Genomic DNA, 15878 nt, shown 5'->3' on the forward strand with positions numbered 1-15878 from the left:
GGGTGGAACTATTTCCTCCCGGAACCGATGGGGGATATGGATACCAGCAACGAAGTGCGCGTGTGGCTCGCGGAACGGACGTATTCGGACGACGAACAGAACCTGATCATCCTCGTGTACGCGACGCCGGACGGAAAACGCTACTTCCGCAAGGAGCGTGCGCTCACGAGCTTCACCGGTGCTGCGCGCGAGACCACGGCCGCACTCGACGTGTCTCCCGACCAGTTAGGAACGGTCGAAGACGAGGAAACACGCGAGCGCTACGCCACCGAAGCGAGCCGAATGATGGACGAATACGCTCCGGACGATGGCGTCTAGAACCGTGTGAAACGTAGGAATATATTGTGCACATATTTGTATATATTCTTGTGGCAGTGGGTTAAAATAACGCATGAAAATGCAATAATTTATGTCCCTGCACTTTTTTCGTTCACTCGATGCGAAGACGAACGTTTATGTCAGCACTCGCAGCAGCAACGGCAGCGGGACCAATCGCCGCAACGGGTAGTTCCGAAGTACGGGCCGCTTCGGGCCAAATTCCCGCAATCGAATTCCATTCGACGTCGAGCCTCCTCGACTCCTCCGGGGGCGAGTTGACCGATAGCTCGATCATCTCCGTCTGGGCAGAGGACACGGCCAGCAACCATGATGCCGACTCGAACGGCGACGCAACCATCTACAGCAGCGGCACGTCGATTCCGCTGACAGCCACCGAGTCGAACGTCGTCGCGTTCGGTTCGATGCTCGTCGAGGATGATACCGTCTGGCAGCACGGGAACGAGGAGTTCGTCCTCAACGCGTGGGACGCCCAACTCGGCGGTTCCGGCACCGTTCTCTTCGACGAGGGCCACGACCAATACTACGACCTCGCGTCGTTCTCGAAGTTCGAGAGCTACGCCGAGAACAACGGCTACACCGTGACGGCAACGTCCAGCCTCTCGTCCGACCTCGGGAGCGCCGACGCGGCCGTGATTACCTCGCCCGCCACCGCGTTTTCGTCCTCGGAGTTGAGCGCCCTCTCGGACTTCGTCGCGAGCGGTGGCGTCCTGTTCGTCCACGATCAATCCGACTACAACGACAACGACACGACCGCGAACCTGAACGACATCGCGTCCGCGCTCGGCCTCTCGTTCCGGTTCAACGACGACGAAGTCGTCGACGCGACCAACAACGGCGGTTCGGATTACCTACCGCTCACGAGCCAGTTCAACACCGCTTTCGACTACTTCACCGACCGCGAGGGACTCGGACTGGACAAGTCCAAGACCTACACCGTGGACGTCACCAAGGTCTCGGACGGCGACACCGCGACGGTGGAGTTCTCCGACGGCACGACCGAGAGCATCCGTATCCTCGGCATCGACACGCCCGAACTCTCCTCGCACAGTTCCGCCGAGCGGATTCAGGAGTGGGAGGGTATCGAGGACCTCAGTTACCTCCAGACGTGGGGTGACAACGCGAAGACCTTCGGACAGGACGAACTCGGCGGGAAGACCGTCAAACTCGCGTTCGACGAGAACGAGCCGATTCGGGACACCTACGACCGCGTTCTCGGCTACCTCTACTACGACGCGAACGGCGACGGAAACCGCGACGACCTGTACAATTACCACGCAGTCGAGCAGGGCTACGCCCGCGTCTACGGTTCCGGCCTCACCAAACACGACAAGTTCTGGCGTGCGGAGGACACCGCACGGTCCGATAGTCTCAACGTGTGGAGCGAAAGCGCACCCGACGAGGCTCCAACGATCCGCAACCGCGCGGTGGACGACCTGTTCTTCCCGCAAGCCGCGAGCGTCAAGACGGCCTCGGGCGGCGTCGCCGACTCCCGCGTTCCGGTCTCCGCCGAGAGCACCGCCACGCAGAGTGGCGGCTACAGCTACGACGGCGACATCCCGCTCGCCGCGGTGGACGAGGACGCCAACGTCGCCATGGTCGGCAGCCCACTTATCGACGAGAGTTACGAGAGCTCCGAAGGCTTCGCCGTCGATACCTCCGACTACGAGAACTTCGTCTTCCTCACCAACCTCATCGACTACATCACGGACCGGAGCGGCGACGTCCTCATCGACGGTGGCCACGGTCAGTTCGACGCCTCCTACGCCCTCTCGAACGACGACGCGGCGTACTACGGGCGCTACCTCGAAGGCGTCGACCTCTCGTTCGACCAAGTCAACCATCTCGACGCGTTCGACCTCTCGCGTTGGCAGGCGATCATCGTCACCACGCCCGTCAGCGCGTTCACGAGCGCCGAAATCGACGCGCTCACCTCGTTCATCGCGGACGGCGGCGCCGTCGTTCTCATCGGCGCGGGGACGGCACCGTCCGGCGCTCGCTCCAACCTGAACGGTCTCGCGTCCTCGCTCGGTTCCGACCTGCGCATCAACGGCGACCAGGTCACCGACGGGACGAACAACGTCAACGGTGATTCGGGTATCCCGACGACGACGGTCTTCGACACGTCCTTCCCGCTGTTCGACGCATACGACGGCTCGACCGGCGGCGGCGATGGCGGTAGCGGCGACGGCGAAATCTCGATCGCCCAGATTCACGAGGACGCGTCCGGCAACGACAACAACAACCTCGACGACGAGTACGTTGTCTTCGAGAACACGGGAACCGGCTCCATCGACCTCACCGGCTGGACCGTCGAGGACGAGGCCTCCCACACCTACTCGTTCCCCGACGGCTTCACCCTCGACGCCGGTGCGCAGGTGACGCTCCACACCGGCACCGGGTCGGACACGAGCACCGACCTCTACTGGGGCAAGACCGGCTCTGCAGTCTGGAACAACGGCGGCGACACGGTGTACGTCTACGACGACAGCGACGCACTGTCCACCAGCAAGTCGTACTGAGACGGACGACCCCGTTTTTCGCGGTTTTTCGTACACCATCCCGAGGACCCTCGAAAATTCGAAGGGAACAGCCGCGCTACTCCTCGTCGCCCGATTCCGGCGTCACGTCGAACGCCGCGGGATTCGCATCCGCGACGGCGGGGAGCCGTCGGAGTCGCGGCCGTACGAGTATGTACAGCCCCGTGAATCCGAAACCGAACGCCGCCAGTCCCATCGTTGTCGTCGTTCCCATCACCTCGGCGACGACGCCGCCGACCAGCGAACCGAGCGGTAGCGTGGCACCCGAGGCGGTTCCCTTGATGGACGATATCCGAGCGAGTCGGTCGGCCGGAAACACGGTCTGGTTCAGCGTCGCCGTGAGCACGCCGTTGACGCCCGCCGGTATCCACGCGGCTCCGAAGAGGACCACCGTGAGCGCCGCCGACGGCGCATAAACCGCGGCGAACCAACAGCACGCTCCCAGCGAATTGCCGACGAGGAGCAACCGCCCGTACGAGACGCCTTCGAAACGCGGCGCGACTACCGACCCGACGAGTCGGCCGATGCCGAGCGCACCGAGTAGCAGGCCGTAGACCGCGGGACCTCCGAGACCGTCGCCGAAGGCCGGGAGGATGGCGAGCGTCACGCCGGTCGCCAGGTTGGCCACCGCGGTCGTGAGTATCAGTTCGACGAAGACCGTTCCACGGAGGACGTCGGCCCCCGCTCGCAGGTCGGCGACGTACGAGCCGAACAGCGGTTCGTCGCCCCCTTCCGATTCGCCGGCGGTGTCCACCGCGGTGACGGTGATGCCCGCGAACAGCATCCCGGCGACGGCAAACGTGACCGAGTCGAACAGGAACAGCGTCGTCGCCCCGAAGACGGCGATGAAGGCACCGCCGAGGGCGTCGAACACCATGTCGAGTCCGAGCGTGACGGTCGCGAGCGCCGAGTTCGCCCGCGACAGTCGTCCTTTGGCCACGATACGGGGGACCAGCGTCGCCTGCATCGGCTCCATCAGCAGGTTCGCCAGCGTCAGTATCGGGACGACCATGAGCAGGACACCGACGCTCATCCATCCCATCGCCGCGGCCAGCGGGAGTGCGAGGACGACGACGCCCTGTATCACCTGTGACCCCACGAGCACGGGTTTGAGCCGTAGTCGGTCCACTATCGGCCCGGCGAACATCTGCAGGAGCCACGGGAGCAACAACAGCGAGTTGGCGATTCCCGTGAGGACGGTCGAACCGGTGAGGTCGAAGACGAGCCACAGGACCGCGACGGTGTAGAGGCTGTCCCCGGCGTTCGTCACGAACTCCCCGGCGAAGAACCGTCGGAAATCGCGATTCCGCCACAGCGACGGGTTCGTGGCGTTTGCGTCCACCGACGTTCCGCTCGCGTCGGCTGTATTCCCGTCCGCGTCCACCGTGGTCATTCGCGACCACCTCCGACGGTCGTCGATTCCGGTTCGAACCGTCCGAGGGACGGCGAGCGATGCGTCTTTCGTTCGAGCGACGATACGCTGACGAGTGAGTCGCGGCGACGTGCCGACGACTCGGTGGATATCGGCATATGCGTGTGTGTTCGGTCGAGAAACTGCGGCTACGGGATGTAGCGGAACGAAACCCGAGTGCTGCGGCTATCGGGCCCCGCTCCTCGGCGTGAGCGCGAGCGGTTCGAACACCGGACGACACGCGAACCGATGAGTCATAGAACGCTTCGTGAAAAAATCGAGTCACATCGGTCATAGTTCTGACGGTACCGTGGCACTCCAACGCACACCGATGACGGCCCCCGGAGTTCCGTTTCTGGTTCCCGCCACCGCATCGTCCGAACCGTCCACGCCAAACGCTCTTTGCCCCTGACTCACAACTGGTTCCAATGAGTACCGACAAGTGCGACGGCTGTGGGGCGGACGTGCCGATTGCGGGAGGGATTGGCAACTTTTGGACTGCGAGTCCAAAGACCACTGGCGGAATGACGCTGGAGTTCGAGGACGGCAGCGAGCATTTCCTCTGCTATGCCTGCATCGAACAGTTGCCGGACTATCCGTCGGCGGAAGACGTGGTGGCGTTGAGCGAGTGACGCGAAACCTGCCCGAGACCGGCAGGTTTTACGGCCCTCCTCGTCGTTCTACCAACAGTGAATCCCGAGCGGATTTTAGACGAGTTCCCCGCACCTTCCTTCCGTGGCAACCAGCAGGAGGCGCTATCGGACATTCGGGAAGCGTTCGAGGGGGAAAACGACGTGGTGTTGGTTCGCGCACCGACGGGGAGCGGTAAGTCCCTGCTCGCTCGGGCGATTGCGGGGTGTGCACGGCGGGTCGACGAGGCCGACCCGAGCGATTCGACAGGGGCGTACTACACGACGCCGCAAGTCTCGCAGTTGGACGACGTGGCCGAGGACTCCCTACTGGACGACCTCAAAATCATCCGCGGGAAGCGAAACTACTCCTGCATCCTGCCGGGCGAACACGACACGCCGGTCAATCGCGCGCCCTGTGCCCGCGAGAAGGGCTACGACTGCTCGGTGAGACATCGCTGTCCGTACTTCTCCGACCGCGCCATCGCCAGCAACCGGGAAATCGCGGCGATGACGCTGGCGTACTTCATGCGAACTGCTGGTTCGGAGGTGTTCCGCAAGCGCGACGTGGTGGTCATCGACGAGGCCCACGGACTCGCCGAATGGGCCGAGATGTACGCCGCCATCGACATAAACCCGCGGACGGTGCCAATCTGGGACGATATGAAGGTTCCCGAAATCACGGGTCTCGACAGGGCGGTGGAGTACGCGGAACGACTCGGCGGCACCCTCAAGCGACGAAAAGACGACCTCGTGGCGCAACCGGAACTCACGCCCGCGGAGGTCGCCCGCCGCGACCGGTTTCAGGAACTCGTCTCGGAACTGGACTGGTTCGTTGAGGATTACCGCAACCCCGACAGCGCGACGGAGTGGGTCGTGGACCAACCGGACGGGAAGGGAACCGCGATCACCATCAAACCGATGAACCCCGAGCGGTACCTCGCCCACACCGTCTGGGAGCGGGGGAACAAGTTCGCGCTCCTCTCGGCGACGATCCTGAACAAGGCGGCGTTCTGCCGACAGGTCGGCCTCGATCCGGACCGCGTCGCCCTCGTGGACGTCGGCCACACCTTCCCCGTCGAAAATCGGCCGCTGTACGACGTGACGCAGGGGAAGATGACGTACGAACACCGCGAGGACACGCTCCCGAAGATCGCGAGAACCATCGTCCGCGTCATGCAGGAGCACCCGGACGAGAAGGGAATCGTCCACGCCCACTCCTACCATATCCAGCAGAAACTCGCCGAACACCTCGACGCCTTCGGGGTCGGCGGACGAGTGCGCGCCCACGGCCGCGATTCGCGCGACGCCGACCTCGATTCGTGGAAGGCGACGGACGACCCGGACGTGTTCCTCTCGGTGAAGATGGAGGAGGCGCTCGATTTGAAGGGCGACCTCGCCCGCTGGCAGGTGCTCTGTAAGGCACCATTTCTGAACACCGGCGACTCGCGGGTCGCCCACCGACTCGAACACGGCCAGTGGGCGTGGTACTACCGCGCCGCGCTCCGAACCGTGATTCAAGCCTGCGGGCGCGTGATCCGCGCCCCGGACGACTACGGCGCGACGTACCTCGCCGACTCCAGCCTCCTGCAACTGTTCGACCGCGCCCGGACCGACATGCCCGACTGGTTCGCCGAACAGGTCGATCTGATGTCGTACCCGGAACTCCCCGAGTTCGACCCGGGCGATGCGGGCGGCGACGGCAGTATTGGCGGCCTCGGCGGCGGAAGACATCGAACCGAATCGCCGAGCCAATCGACCGACGATCAGTCGCAGTCGAACTCCCAATCCCGCCAATCTTCGCGCTCACGGCGCTCCGACCGCAAAAAGAAGAGTCCGATGGCGGACGTGTGGGACACGGAGTGATGCGGGTCGCTACCGTCACGGTTCGTCGTTCATACTAGGTCGTCAATTTATTCGCTTTTGTTCCGAATCAGCGTGGAATGAACGAGACACGGCGTTCCGGTGCTGTGGGTGAAGACGGTGGCTCTCGACTGCCAGCGGCGGCCACGAAACCGACAGTAGATCGGGTACCGGCAGACGAATCGAACTACGCCAAACCGAACCGTGAAACCGACCGCGACATCCGGTGGTTCATCGTCCACGTCGCGGAACGCGAAGCCGATAGTACGATACGCTGGTTCCAAAATCCGAAATCGAACGTGAGCACACACCATGTCGTTGACCATCGAACCGCGAACCTCACGCGGCAGGTTGCCGAATCGAACACCGCGTGGCACGCCGGAAACCGGTCGTACAATCGGCATTCGGTCGGCATCGAACATTCCGGGTGGCGAAACGAAACACGGTTTTCGGACGAACTGTACGACGTCTCCGCTCGTCTCGTCCGCTGGGAAGCCACGAGATTCGACTTCCCGAAGCGGGTTCGACGCTACGACATCGCGCCCTGTGACGCGATGGACGGCGAGGGCGGTATCATCGGGCACGTACAGGTTCCCGACCCGGACGACTGCTCACGACGGGGCGGTGCCAACGGCCACACCGACCCCGGGTCGCTCTGGAACTGGGGTCGCTACGAGGGATTCGTCCGGCGCTACGACATCGAATCCGGCGAGCACGCGGTGGTATTGTCCGACGATGCCGTCCACCACGGTGTCGACGGTCACTCCTGCCCGCGTGACGTTTCGGCGGGGACGGTCGGTACTGCAACCGGCAGCGTCCACGTCCACCGCGGCGAGCAGTTGTACAAACTCGACTTCGATGGCGGTCACGGATGGCTGTCCGCGACCGACCTCCTCTACGTCCGATTCGATTCGGGGTCCACAATCGAAACCACGAGCGGGCTGAGCGTCAGGGACGAACCGAGCGGTACCCGACTCGCAACCGTTCCGGAAGGTACCGCGGGAACGGTCGTGGACGGTCCGGTCGACACCGGCGGCTACCGCTGGTGGAAGGTCGCCTACGAGGGCGGCGAAACCGGTTGGTCCGCCGGGTACTGGCTCAGATGAGGGTGACCGCGTACGCCACTCCTGAGCCCAGCATCAGCAGGACGAAGAACAGCGAGATAAGCTTCTGTCGATCCATACCGGCCATATGGTGCTCGATCTGATAAGTGTTGTTGGCGATCGGTTCCGGAGCGGCCTCTTCCCCGTTCCTTTGCTGGCGCTGCAACCCGTTTAGCCGCGTGTTCTCCATCATCCGAACGGGATTGAGTAATGTTAGCACACAATCGGTCGATTGAATACGGAACGGTAGAGACCCCCCTGCATCGATGAACCCACTTGCCGCCGTCGAGACGAACGTGATCCTCTCGGGGAGAAGCGATTGGATCGGAACGGATACTGCGGAAACCCTCTCCGAGTATCCGTTGGAGTCGATCGAAACCGAGTTTCCCCACTTCGTCGGTTCCGTGGACTCCCCGAACGGGGTCGAACGACCGAAGGAGCGACATCCGGTGTTTTTCGGCTGTTACGACTGGCACTCGTCGGTACACAGCCACTGGGCATTGATCCGCCAACTTCGGCTGTTCGACGACCACCCCGCGGAGTCCGAGATTAGAGCGCGTATCGACGCTCGGTTTACGCCCGAGAACATCGAACGGGAGGTCGAATACTTCGAGGACAACCCGTCCTTCGAGAAACCGTACGGGTGGGCGTGGCTCCTCCACCTCGCCTCGGAGTTGTATCGGTGGGAAGACGACGACGCGAACGAGTGGGGGTCGGTTCTCGGGCCGTTGGAACACGAGACCGTATCCCTCGTCGAATCCGAGTTCCTCCCACAAAAACGCCCGTTCAGGGTTGGAACGCATCAAAACTCCGCGTTCGCCCTCCACTGTATTCTCGATTATGCGAGAACGACGGACAACGAGTCGTTGGAAGCGACCGTTTGCGAGACGGCAACCGAATTCTTCGCCGACGACCGCGACTACCCCGTCGAGTACGAACCCCTCGGATGGGATTTTCTCTCCCCCGCGCTGACGGAAGCGGACCTCATGCGACGCGTCTACGGCCGTTACGAGTTGGAGGCGTGGCTCGACCGTTTCCTTCCGGACGTGACTATCGCCCCCCACGATACGATTCTCGAACCCGTGCACGTGGCGTCTAATCCGGACGAAGGTGTCGCACTGCATTTGGCGGGGCTCAACGTTTCGAAGGCGTGGTGTCTGGCGGGACTCGCGTCAGCCCTCGACGGACACCGATACGCCGATGTATTCGAGCGGAGTGCCAAGCGGCATACTGAACGCGGTTTGAACCAGGCGTTCACCGACGACTACGCCGGGTCGCATTGGCTCTCATCGTTCGTGCTGTACTTGCTCACCAGAAACGACGGCGGTATCGCGCCGCCGTGATCGGTGACGAGCGTCGGGGATCACTCGACTTTCGCGTCCACCACGACGTGCCACACGCCTTCGCTGTGGCTTTTTACGCGCCGAGTATCCAGAATCTCCACGTCCCGTCCACGACTCTCGGCCGTCGATTCGAGCCGCGAAATCGGTCGTTCCCACAACCGGTTTTCCGGCGTCGTCTCGTGCATGTGAACGATGCCGCCGGGTTCGAGGGCGTCGAGCGCCGTGTCGAGATACTCGTGGGCGTCGTAGTAGCCCATGACGACGCGTTCGGCGCTCACGTCCGTCATCTCCCGGCAGTCGGCCCGGTAGGCGTCGATGCGACCCGGAACGTCGTTCAGCATGGCGTTCTCCACGAGGAACTTGAACGACGCAGGATTTCGCTCGACGGCCGTCACTTGTGCTCCTGCGCGGGCCATCGGGAGCGTGAAGTAGCCGATTCCCGCGAACATGTCGAAGACGCGTTCGTCGGGGGAGACGATTTCGCCCATCCGGGCGCGTTCGTGCTGGTTGCCGGGAGCGAACATTACCTTCCGGAGGTCGAGTCCGTACTTCGTCCCGTGTTCGGTGTGGACGGTTTCGGTGTCCCCAGTCCCCGCGATTACAGTCACGTCGGGTTCCCGGTGCTCCCCGGAAATTCCGCCCCGGGCGAGGACGGTTTCGGCCTCGCCGTGCAGGTCGAGCAGTTCCTCGCCGACATCTTCGGGGCGGGGGCAGTCGTCCAACTGGACGAGAATCACGCTGCCGATGACGGCCCACGATTTGGGTGCGCGCTGGAGTTCCTCGTCCGTCCACCCCCGCGCCGAAAGGAGCGCTTCGAGGTCGGCCCCTCGCCGTTCGGGGTCGTCCTGTTCGATGACACCCTCGATTTCGGTTTCGGTCGGCCGCTCGGTTACCGGCAGTTCGACCAGTTCTTCGTCGTGCTCGCGGACCTTTCGGGAATCGTCGTAGACACCTTCGGCTTCCAGTTCGGCGATGGTATCCTCCGCCTTCGGCTTTCGTACGAGAACGGCGAGGTCACGCATCCGGAACCACGTACAGTCCGTCTCGGCTCTTGAACACCGGCACCATCTCCGCGTCCTCGTCCATGTACGACGGTTTGGCGATCGTCTTCGTCTGGTACGTCTCGGGGTCGAGCACCTGTACCGCGTGTTCGTCCGTGACGGCGACCAGCGTCGTCTCCTCGGCGTCGTCGATGCTCCCCAACTTGCTGGCGTCGGCGGCATCCTCGTTTCCGAACTTGGCCTCGTACTCCTCGCCGGTAGTGATCCGTCGGCCCTTCAGGTTTCCTTGTACGCTCCTGACGAGGACCGGCCCGTCGTCGTCGGGACTGATGATGTCGCCGGGGGTGAACGGCGGCAGGCGGACGGCGTAGGTCACGCGATATACTCCGTTGCCGTCCTCGTCCTCCGTGACGAGGGTTTCCGCATCGGAAAAGCTCCCGCCGAACTCCTCGACCAGTTTGCTCGAAATCTTCTTGCCGATGTTGGTGGTCGAGACCTTGATGTTCAGTCCGTCGTCCGTTTCGTCCATCTCGGTGACGAAGGCGTTTCGGTCGCCCGTGGCCTCCATGTCCGCGACGATTTCGTTGGCGATTTCCTTGGCACGCTTTTCCTCCGTCGCGGTCGGCGTCCTATCGACACCTCGAACCTGGACGATGCTGGCGTAGTAATCGCCTGCGATCCGCCCACAGCGCGTACACGTCTGGCGGGCGATCATGACGGGAACCATGATTTCCTCCTCCATCAGCGTGTCACGAACCATCCCGGAGAAATAACAGTGCATCCGGATCGTGTTCGGGTCTATCTGTTCGGGTTCCACCTGCCACGACACGTCGCGGGCATCGACGTGGACGGCGAGCGCTTCGCTCACTTCCTCGATGGCGATATCGGTGTAGTCGCGTGCGCCGACGTCCACCCATCGACGGCCACGATAGACGGCACCGCACTGGGCACACACCCGAACCTCGATTCGCTCGGGGGCGTCCACGAGATCGAAGCGGTCGAAATAACAGGAATCACAGAGCTTCCGCTCGCGCGGGGATGCGGACGTCGGATACTCCCGGTCCGTGATATCGACCTCGATGGGGTCGCCACAGTTCGGGCAGAATTCGCGAGAATCGGTCATTGTCGGCTCTATGTCGTTCTCGCTTTTAAGCCTGAAGATGACGAAGACGCCGAAGATGCCGAAGCTACTGACGATGGCTCACTGAAAGACGAACTCGTCGTCGTCCACCATATCGCGCCACGAGTGGGTCGGTTCCCACCCGAGCATCGACCGGGCTTTCGCGGTCGAGAGCGCCGAATCAGTCCCCGAGATGGTGCACGAGTCGGGAACGTCGTGGAAGAACTCGGACAGCGCCCGCTCGATGGGTTCGTCGAGGTAGTTGTCTTCCGCCGAGACGATGAACGGTTCGTGGCCGGAGAAGTCCGCCGAGATGGCTCGCTCGATGGCGGTCGAAACGTCCCGAACGTCCACGTACGACCAGAAGTTCCCAGCGCCGGTGGCGAGGTTGGTTCGGGCGTCGAGGCAGTCGTACTCGTCGGGGAACTGGACCCACGACCCGCGAATCGACGCCACCGGGACGTCGTAGCGGCGGGCGACCATCGCGCCGATTTGCTCACCCACGACCTTCGACGTACCGTACGGGTCCTCGGGCCGGAGCGGATGTTCCTCGTCCAGCGGAAGGTACTCCGGAAGCGACGGTTTTCCGGCGAGTTGGAAGCCGTAGGCGCTCTCGTTCGACGCCCACGCGATTCGGGCGTTCGCCCTCCCCGCGGCCGTGAGAACGTTGTACGCGCCGACGACGTTGTTCTCGAATATCCGCATTCCAGCGTGGCGTTCGGGCGACGGAAGCGAGGCCCAGTGAACGACCGCATCCGGATTTTCGGTCGAGATGGCTTCCGCCGTCTCGACCTGTTCGGTCAGGTCGGCCGAGCGGAACGAAAGCCCTCGATACCCCCCCAGTTCCCACTCTGAACGGGAGAGACTCATGCAAGTAACGTCCCACCCTTGCTCGGCGAGGTGCGTGGCGAGCCATCGGCCGGAACGGTCGAGGCTCCCAGCTAAGACGACCGTTCCGGTCATCGATGTACCCTCGTCGGTTCAAACGAGAACATACACCGTCTAACCCGTCTCTCGGGGTAAGCGTTCCGGCCTTGACAAACGTGATACTTCTATTATTTTGGTACGTATTTAACCGCGTATAAAAATCACCCCTTCCTCGTATGCTACTTACCCGCACGCAACAACGAATGTTTAAACGGTCGGAATACCTAGACTGAACCATGGAATGGAAGGCAGATTGGGGACTTCGTGCGAGGATGGGCCTCACGATGTTCCTCCTGTTCGCCCTGTATATCGTGTTCGTTGGAGTGATGGCACATTTCTTCAATAACACTGGCATCTTCACCATGGTAATCATCGGTACCGTCGTGTTCGGCATCAGCCAACTGTTCTTCAGCGACAAACTGGCGCTGTGGAGCATGGGCGCACACGAAGTGAGCGAGGACGAGTATCCGGACCTCCACGCGACCATTAGTCGGCTCTGTCAGCAGGCAGACCTGCCGAAACCGAAGGTCGCCGTCGCCGATACGCGTGTTCCAAATGCGTTCGCAACCGGACGTTCGCAGAAGAACTCCGCCGTCTGCGTGACGACGGGACTCCTCCAGACGCTGAATCAGGAGGAACTGGAGGGCGTGCTCGCCCACGAACTCGCGCACGTCAAGAACCGCGACGTGATGGTCATGACCATCGCGTCGTTCCTCTCGACCATCGCGTTCATGATCGTCCGCTGGGGTTGGCTGTTCGGCGGCGGCCGCAACAGTCGGGACGGGAATCAGGTTCCCGTCTTCGTCGCCATCGCCGCATCGCTCGTCGTGTGGATCATCAGCTACTTCCTCATCCGGGCGCTCTCGCGCTACCGCGAGTTCGCCGCGGACCGCGGCGGGGCGACGATTACGGGCAAACCGTCGGCGCTCGCCTCGGCCCTGCTGACCATCGACGGTCGGATGGACAAGGTTCCGAAGGAGGACCTCCGCGAGTCCTCCGAGATGAACGCGTTCTTCATCATCCCCGCAAAAGCAGGCTTCATCAGCAACCTGTTCAGCACGCACCCGAGCACGGAGAAGCGCGTCGAGCGCCTCCGTGACATGGAGCGCGAGATGGAGTCGTACTAACGACTCTCGGCGTCTACTAACGCCTTACGGCGTTTTGATGTAGGCGTATCCCTTCTTCGCCTGCAGTTTGGTGAGTTCGCCGACTCCGGCGGGAACGACTTCGACACCCGAAAGGAGGTCCTTTTTCGTATAATTGAACTTGCTCATGCTGTTGTGGCAGGCTTTGAACTTCACGCCCTTCTCCACGAGGGAGGTGACCTTGTCGGCCACCGTGGAGTCCTTCGAAACGAGTTTGACGCCGCCGCCGTTGGCGACGAGCGCGATCGTCTCCGTGTCCGTCGAATCGTCGTTCAGGAGGTTGGCGACGTTCGCCACCGCGTGTCCTTGATGCTCTTCCCCGTCGCTGTAGTGAAATACCGTACTCATCGTGATATCCTCCGATTCTTCGTCGGTCTCCGTCGTTTCCGCTTCCGTCGTTGTTCCTGTCGTTGTGTCGGTTTCCGTGGTGGATGTGGAGGCACCTTTCGCGTCTTCAGTCGGGCCGTTGGAGCAACCCGCGAGCGCGATGGCGGTGCCAGCACCTGTCAGTTCGAGAAACCGGCGTCGGGAATGCGTTCCCATCGGTTCCACTGACGGGTGCGAGGACCTTTATTAACAGCGACATAAGTATCGCGTCCCTTTTTCCTCCCCGCCTCCGTAGGCCTCGATATGGGATTACTCGATGGAATCCGTGAAGTGCTCGGCATCCGCGCCGAGACGGATGCTGGCCGGGCGGCCGACCCCGAGGACCTCTTCGGCATGAGCACGGCCTACGTCACGATGGAAGCCGACCTCGGCTACGAATCGGTTGGGCAGGCCGCGCTCTGTTTCTCCGAAGTCGATAGCACCGACTTCCAGAACGCGGTGGACGAGGTTCACGCCATTCTCGAAGCCGGAAAGGAAGAGACGGGAACCGAGGCGACCGCCCACGTCGACAGCCACGGGTACTCGTGGTTCGTCCTCGAAGACGACGACCCCGAGGACCTCGTGACGAGCCTCCACTTCGCGGCCGACACGTTCGTCGAGGAAGGCTACGGCTCACGCCTCCTCGCCGCGATTTTCGGCTTCGAGAACGACGGCAACTACGTTTACTGGCTGTACTCGTTCCGCCGTGGTGCCTACTACCCGTTCGCGCCGAAACGCGGGCACGAGCGCGACTCGGCCGCCGAGTTCAAACTCCAGAGCAACCTGGACGGGGAACTCGAAATCGAGTCGGACGAACAGTACTGGTATCCGCTCTGGCCTGACCACTCCGGCAAACATCCGTGGCAGTAGTTCGCACGAGGTTCCTTCTTCGTATCTAAAGGCTTTCTTTCCAATTCGATTGTCCCCTATTCCCGCCATCAATTTTCACTTTCACTCCGCTGTTAACGGGGATTTATATGATGAGGGGAACAAGGGAGAACTACAATGGCAGACGTAGACCTCGAAGCACTCCCCGGCGTTGGACCGGCAACAGCAGAGAAACTCCGAGAAGCGGGATTCGACTCCTACCAGAGCCTCGCAGTTGCGAGCCCTGGCGAACTGAGCAACACCGCAGACGTCGGCGAGAGCACGTCCGCCGACATCATTCAGGCCGCACGGAAGGAGGCCGACATCGGTGGGTTCGAGACTGGTTCGCAGGTTCTCGAACGACGCGAGCGGATCGGCAAACTCAGCTGGCAGATCGACGAAGTGGACGAACTGCTCGGCGGCGGCGTCGAGACCCAGTCCATCACCGAAGTGTACGGCGAGTTCGGTGCGGGGAAATCCCAGATCACCCACCAGCTTTCCGTCAACGTCCAACTTCCGCGTGAACAGGGCGGTCTCCACGGAAGCGTCATCTTCATCGACTCCGAGGACACGTTCCGTCCCGAGCGTATCGACGACATGGTTCGTGGCCTGCCGGAAGAAGCCCTTCAGGCCACGATGGACGACCGCGAAATCGAGGGGACGCCGGACGACGAGGAAGCGATGCAGGAACTCGTCGACGACATCCTCGACAAGATCCACGTCGCCAAGGCGTTCAACTCCAACCACCAGATGCTCCTCGCGGAGAAGGCCCAGGAACTCGCGGGCGAACACGAGGACGGCGACTGGCCCGTCCGACTGGTCTGTATCGACAGCCTCACGGCCCACTTCCGCGCCGAATACGTCGGCCGTGGACAACTCGCCACCCGCCAGCAGAAACTCAACAAACACCTCCACGACATCGACAAGGTCGGTAACCTGTACAACACGGCCATCGTGGTGACGAACCAAGTTTCGTCCAACCCCGACTCGTTCTTCGGCGACCCAACTCAGCCAATCGGTGGGAACATCCTCGGACACAAATCGACGTTCCGGATGTACCTCCGCAAGTCGAAGGGCGACAAGCGTATCGTCCGCCTCGTGGACGCGCCGAACCTCGCCGACGGCGAGGCCGTCATGCGCGTGCAGGACGGCGGTCTGAAGCCCGAATAATCGGGCGGTTCGAAAACGCGTTCTCCCCCTTGTTTTTCTTTCTCGATTCCGGGATAG

General features: G+C 62.3%; 15 protein-coding genes. 9 read left to right on the top strand and 6 right to left on the bottom strand.

What is annotated here, in order from left to right:
* Positions 1-36: 36 nt before the first annotated feature.
* Positions 37-318, top strand: coding sequence for a hypothetical protein (locus NKF26_RS01500; protein WP_253224971.1), 282 nt, complete (start codon positions 37-39; stop codon positions 316-318).
* Positions 319-455: 137 nt separating this feature from the next.
* Positions 456-2858 carry a DUF4350 domain-containing protein gene (locus NKF26_RS01505; RefSeq protein WP_253224972.1) on the top strand — a complete coding sequence of 801 codons (2403 nt, stop codon included), beginning with the start codon at positions 456-458 and terminating at the stop codon, positions 2856-2858.
* 76 nt (positions 2859-2934) lie between these two features.
* Here the strand turns inward: NKF26_RS01505 and NKF26_RS01510 are convergent, their stop codons facing one another.
* On the bottom strand, positions 2935-4269 hold the full coding sequence (locus NKF26_RS01510) for an MFS transporter (RefSeq protein WP_253224973.1): 1335 nt from the start codon (positions 4267-4269) through the stop codon (positions 2935-2937).
* 446 nt (positions 4270-4715) lie between these two features.
* Between NKF26_RS01510 and NKF26_RS01515 the strand changes: the two genes are divergently transcribed.
* The 3 genes from NKF26_RS01515 to NKF26_RS01525 all read left to right on the top strand — a co-directional run bounded on the left by NKF26_RS01515 (position 4716) and on the right by NKF26_RS01525 (position 7885).
* The gene (locus tag NKF26_RS01515; RefSeq protein ID WP_253224974.1) at positions 4716-4919 is read left to right on the top strand and encodes a hypothetical protein; all 204 of its coding nucleotides are present in this window, start codon (positions 4716-4718) and stop codon (positions 4917-4919) included.
* Between the two features lie 57 nt (positions 4920-4976).
* Positions 4977-6782 carry an ATP-dependent DNA helicase gene (locus NKF26_RS01520; RefSeq protein WP_253233930.1) on the top strand — a complete coding sequence of 602 codons (1806 nt, stop codon included), beginning with the start codon at positions 4977-4979 and terminating at the stop codon, positions 6780-6782.
* 77 nt (positions 6783-6859) lie between these two features.
* On the top strand, positions 6860-7885 hold the full coding sequence (locus NKF26_RS01525) for an N-acetylmuramoyl-L-alanine amidase (protein ID WP_253233931.1): 1026 nt from the start codon (positions 6860-6862) through the stop codon (positions 7883-7885).
* On the opposite strand, the gene NKF26_RS01530 is transcribed toward NKF26_RS01525, so the two are convergent.
* Positions 7878-8075 (bottom strand): hypothetical protein, encoded by a 198-nt coding sequence (locus tag NKF26_RS01530; protein ID WP_253224977.1) that lies wholly within the window; start codon positions 8073-8075, stop codon positions 7878-7880. The two genes, NKF26_RS01525 and NKF26_RS01530, sit on opposite strands and share 8 nt — an antisense overlap.
* Before the next feature lie 73 nt (positions 8076-8148).
* Between NKF26_RS01530 and NKF26_RS01535 the strand changes: the two genes are divergently transcribed.
* Positions 8149-9225, top strand: coding sequence for a DUF2891 domain-containing protein (locus NKF26_RS01535; RefSeq protein ID WP_253224978.1), 1077 nt, complete (start codon positions 8149-8151; stop codon positions 9223-9225).
* Positions 9226-9245: 20 nt separating this feature from the next.
* Here the strand turns inward: NKF26_RS01535 and NKF26_RS01540 are convergent, their stop codons facing one another.
* The 3 genes from NKF26_RS01540 to NKF26_RS01550 form a co-directional block, all read right to left on the bottom strand.
* A complete protein-coding gene (locus tag NKF26_RS01540; RefSeq protein WP_253224979.1) occupies positions 9246-10247 on the bottom strand; it encodes a class I SAM-dependent methyltransferase family protein in 1002 nt (333 codons plus the stop codon).
* Positions 10240-11349, bottom strand: coding sequence for a 60S ribosomal export protein NMD3 (locus tag NKF26_RS01545; RefSeq protein WP_253224980.1), 1110 nt, complete (start codon positions 11347-11349; stop codon positions 10240-10242). Before NKF26_RS01545 ends, NKF26_RS01540 begins: the two co-directional genes overlap by 8 nt.
* A gap of 78 nt (positions 11350-11427) precedes the next feature.
* On the bottom strand, positions 11428-12309 hold the full coding sequence (locus NKF26_RS01550) for an NAD(P)-dependent oxidoreductase (protein ID WP_253224981.1): 882 nt from the start codon (positions 12307-12309) through the stop codon (positions 11428-11430).
* A 200-nt stretch (positions 12310-12509) separates the two neighbouring features.
* Here NKF26_RS01550 and htpX point away from each other — a divergent pair, with 200 nt between their 5' ends.
* Positions 12510-13400 carry a zinc metalloprotease HtpX gene (htpX, locus tag NKF26_RS01555; protein WP_253224982.1) on the top strand — a complete coding sequence of 297 codons (891 nt, stop codon included), beginning with the start codon at positions 12510-12512 and terminating at the stop codon, positions 13398-13400.
* 24 nt (positions 13401-13424) lie between these two features.
* Here the strand turns inward: htpX and NKF26_RS01560 are convergent, their stop codons facing one another.
* Positions 13425-13961 carry a DsrE family protein gene (locus NKF26_RS01560; protein WP_253224983.1) on the bottom strand — a complete coding sequence of 179 codons (537 nt, stop codon included), beginning with the start codon at positions 13959-13961 and terminating at the stop codon, positions 13425-13427.
* 87 nt (positions 13962-14048) lie between these two features.
* Here NKF26_RS01560 and NKF26_RS01565 point away from each other — a divergent pair, with 87 nt between their 5' ends.
* Both NKF26_RS01565 and radA read left to right on the top strand, forming a co-directional pair.
* Positions 14049-14654 carry a hypothetical protein gene (locus NKF26_RS01565; RefSeq protein ID WP_253224984.1) on the top strand — a complete coding sequence of 202 codons (606 nt, stop codon included), beginning with the start codon at positions 14049-14051 and terminating at the stop codon, positions 14652-14654.
* A 135-nt stretch (positions 14655-14789) separates the two neighbouring features.
* Positions 14790-15821 carry a DNA repair and recombination protein RadA gene (gene radA, locus NKF26_RS01570; RefSeq protein WP_253224985.1) on the top strand — a complete coding sequence of 344 codons (1032 nt, stop codon included), beginning with the start codon at positions 14790-14792 and terminating at the stop codon, positions 15819-15821.
* Positions 15822-15878: the final 57 nt, after the last annotated feature.

This window comes from Haladaptatus sp. AB618, assembly GCF_024136965.1.
In the GTDB taxonomy this organism is placed as follows: Archaea; Halobacteriota; Halobacteria; order Halobacteriales; family Haladaptataceae; genus Haladaptatus.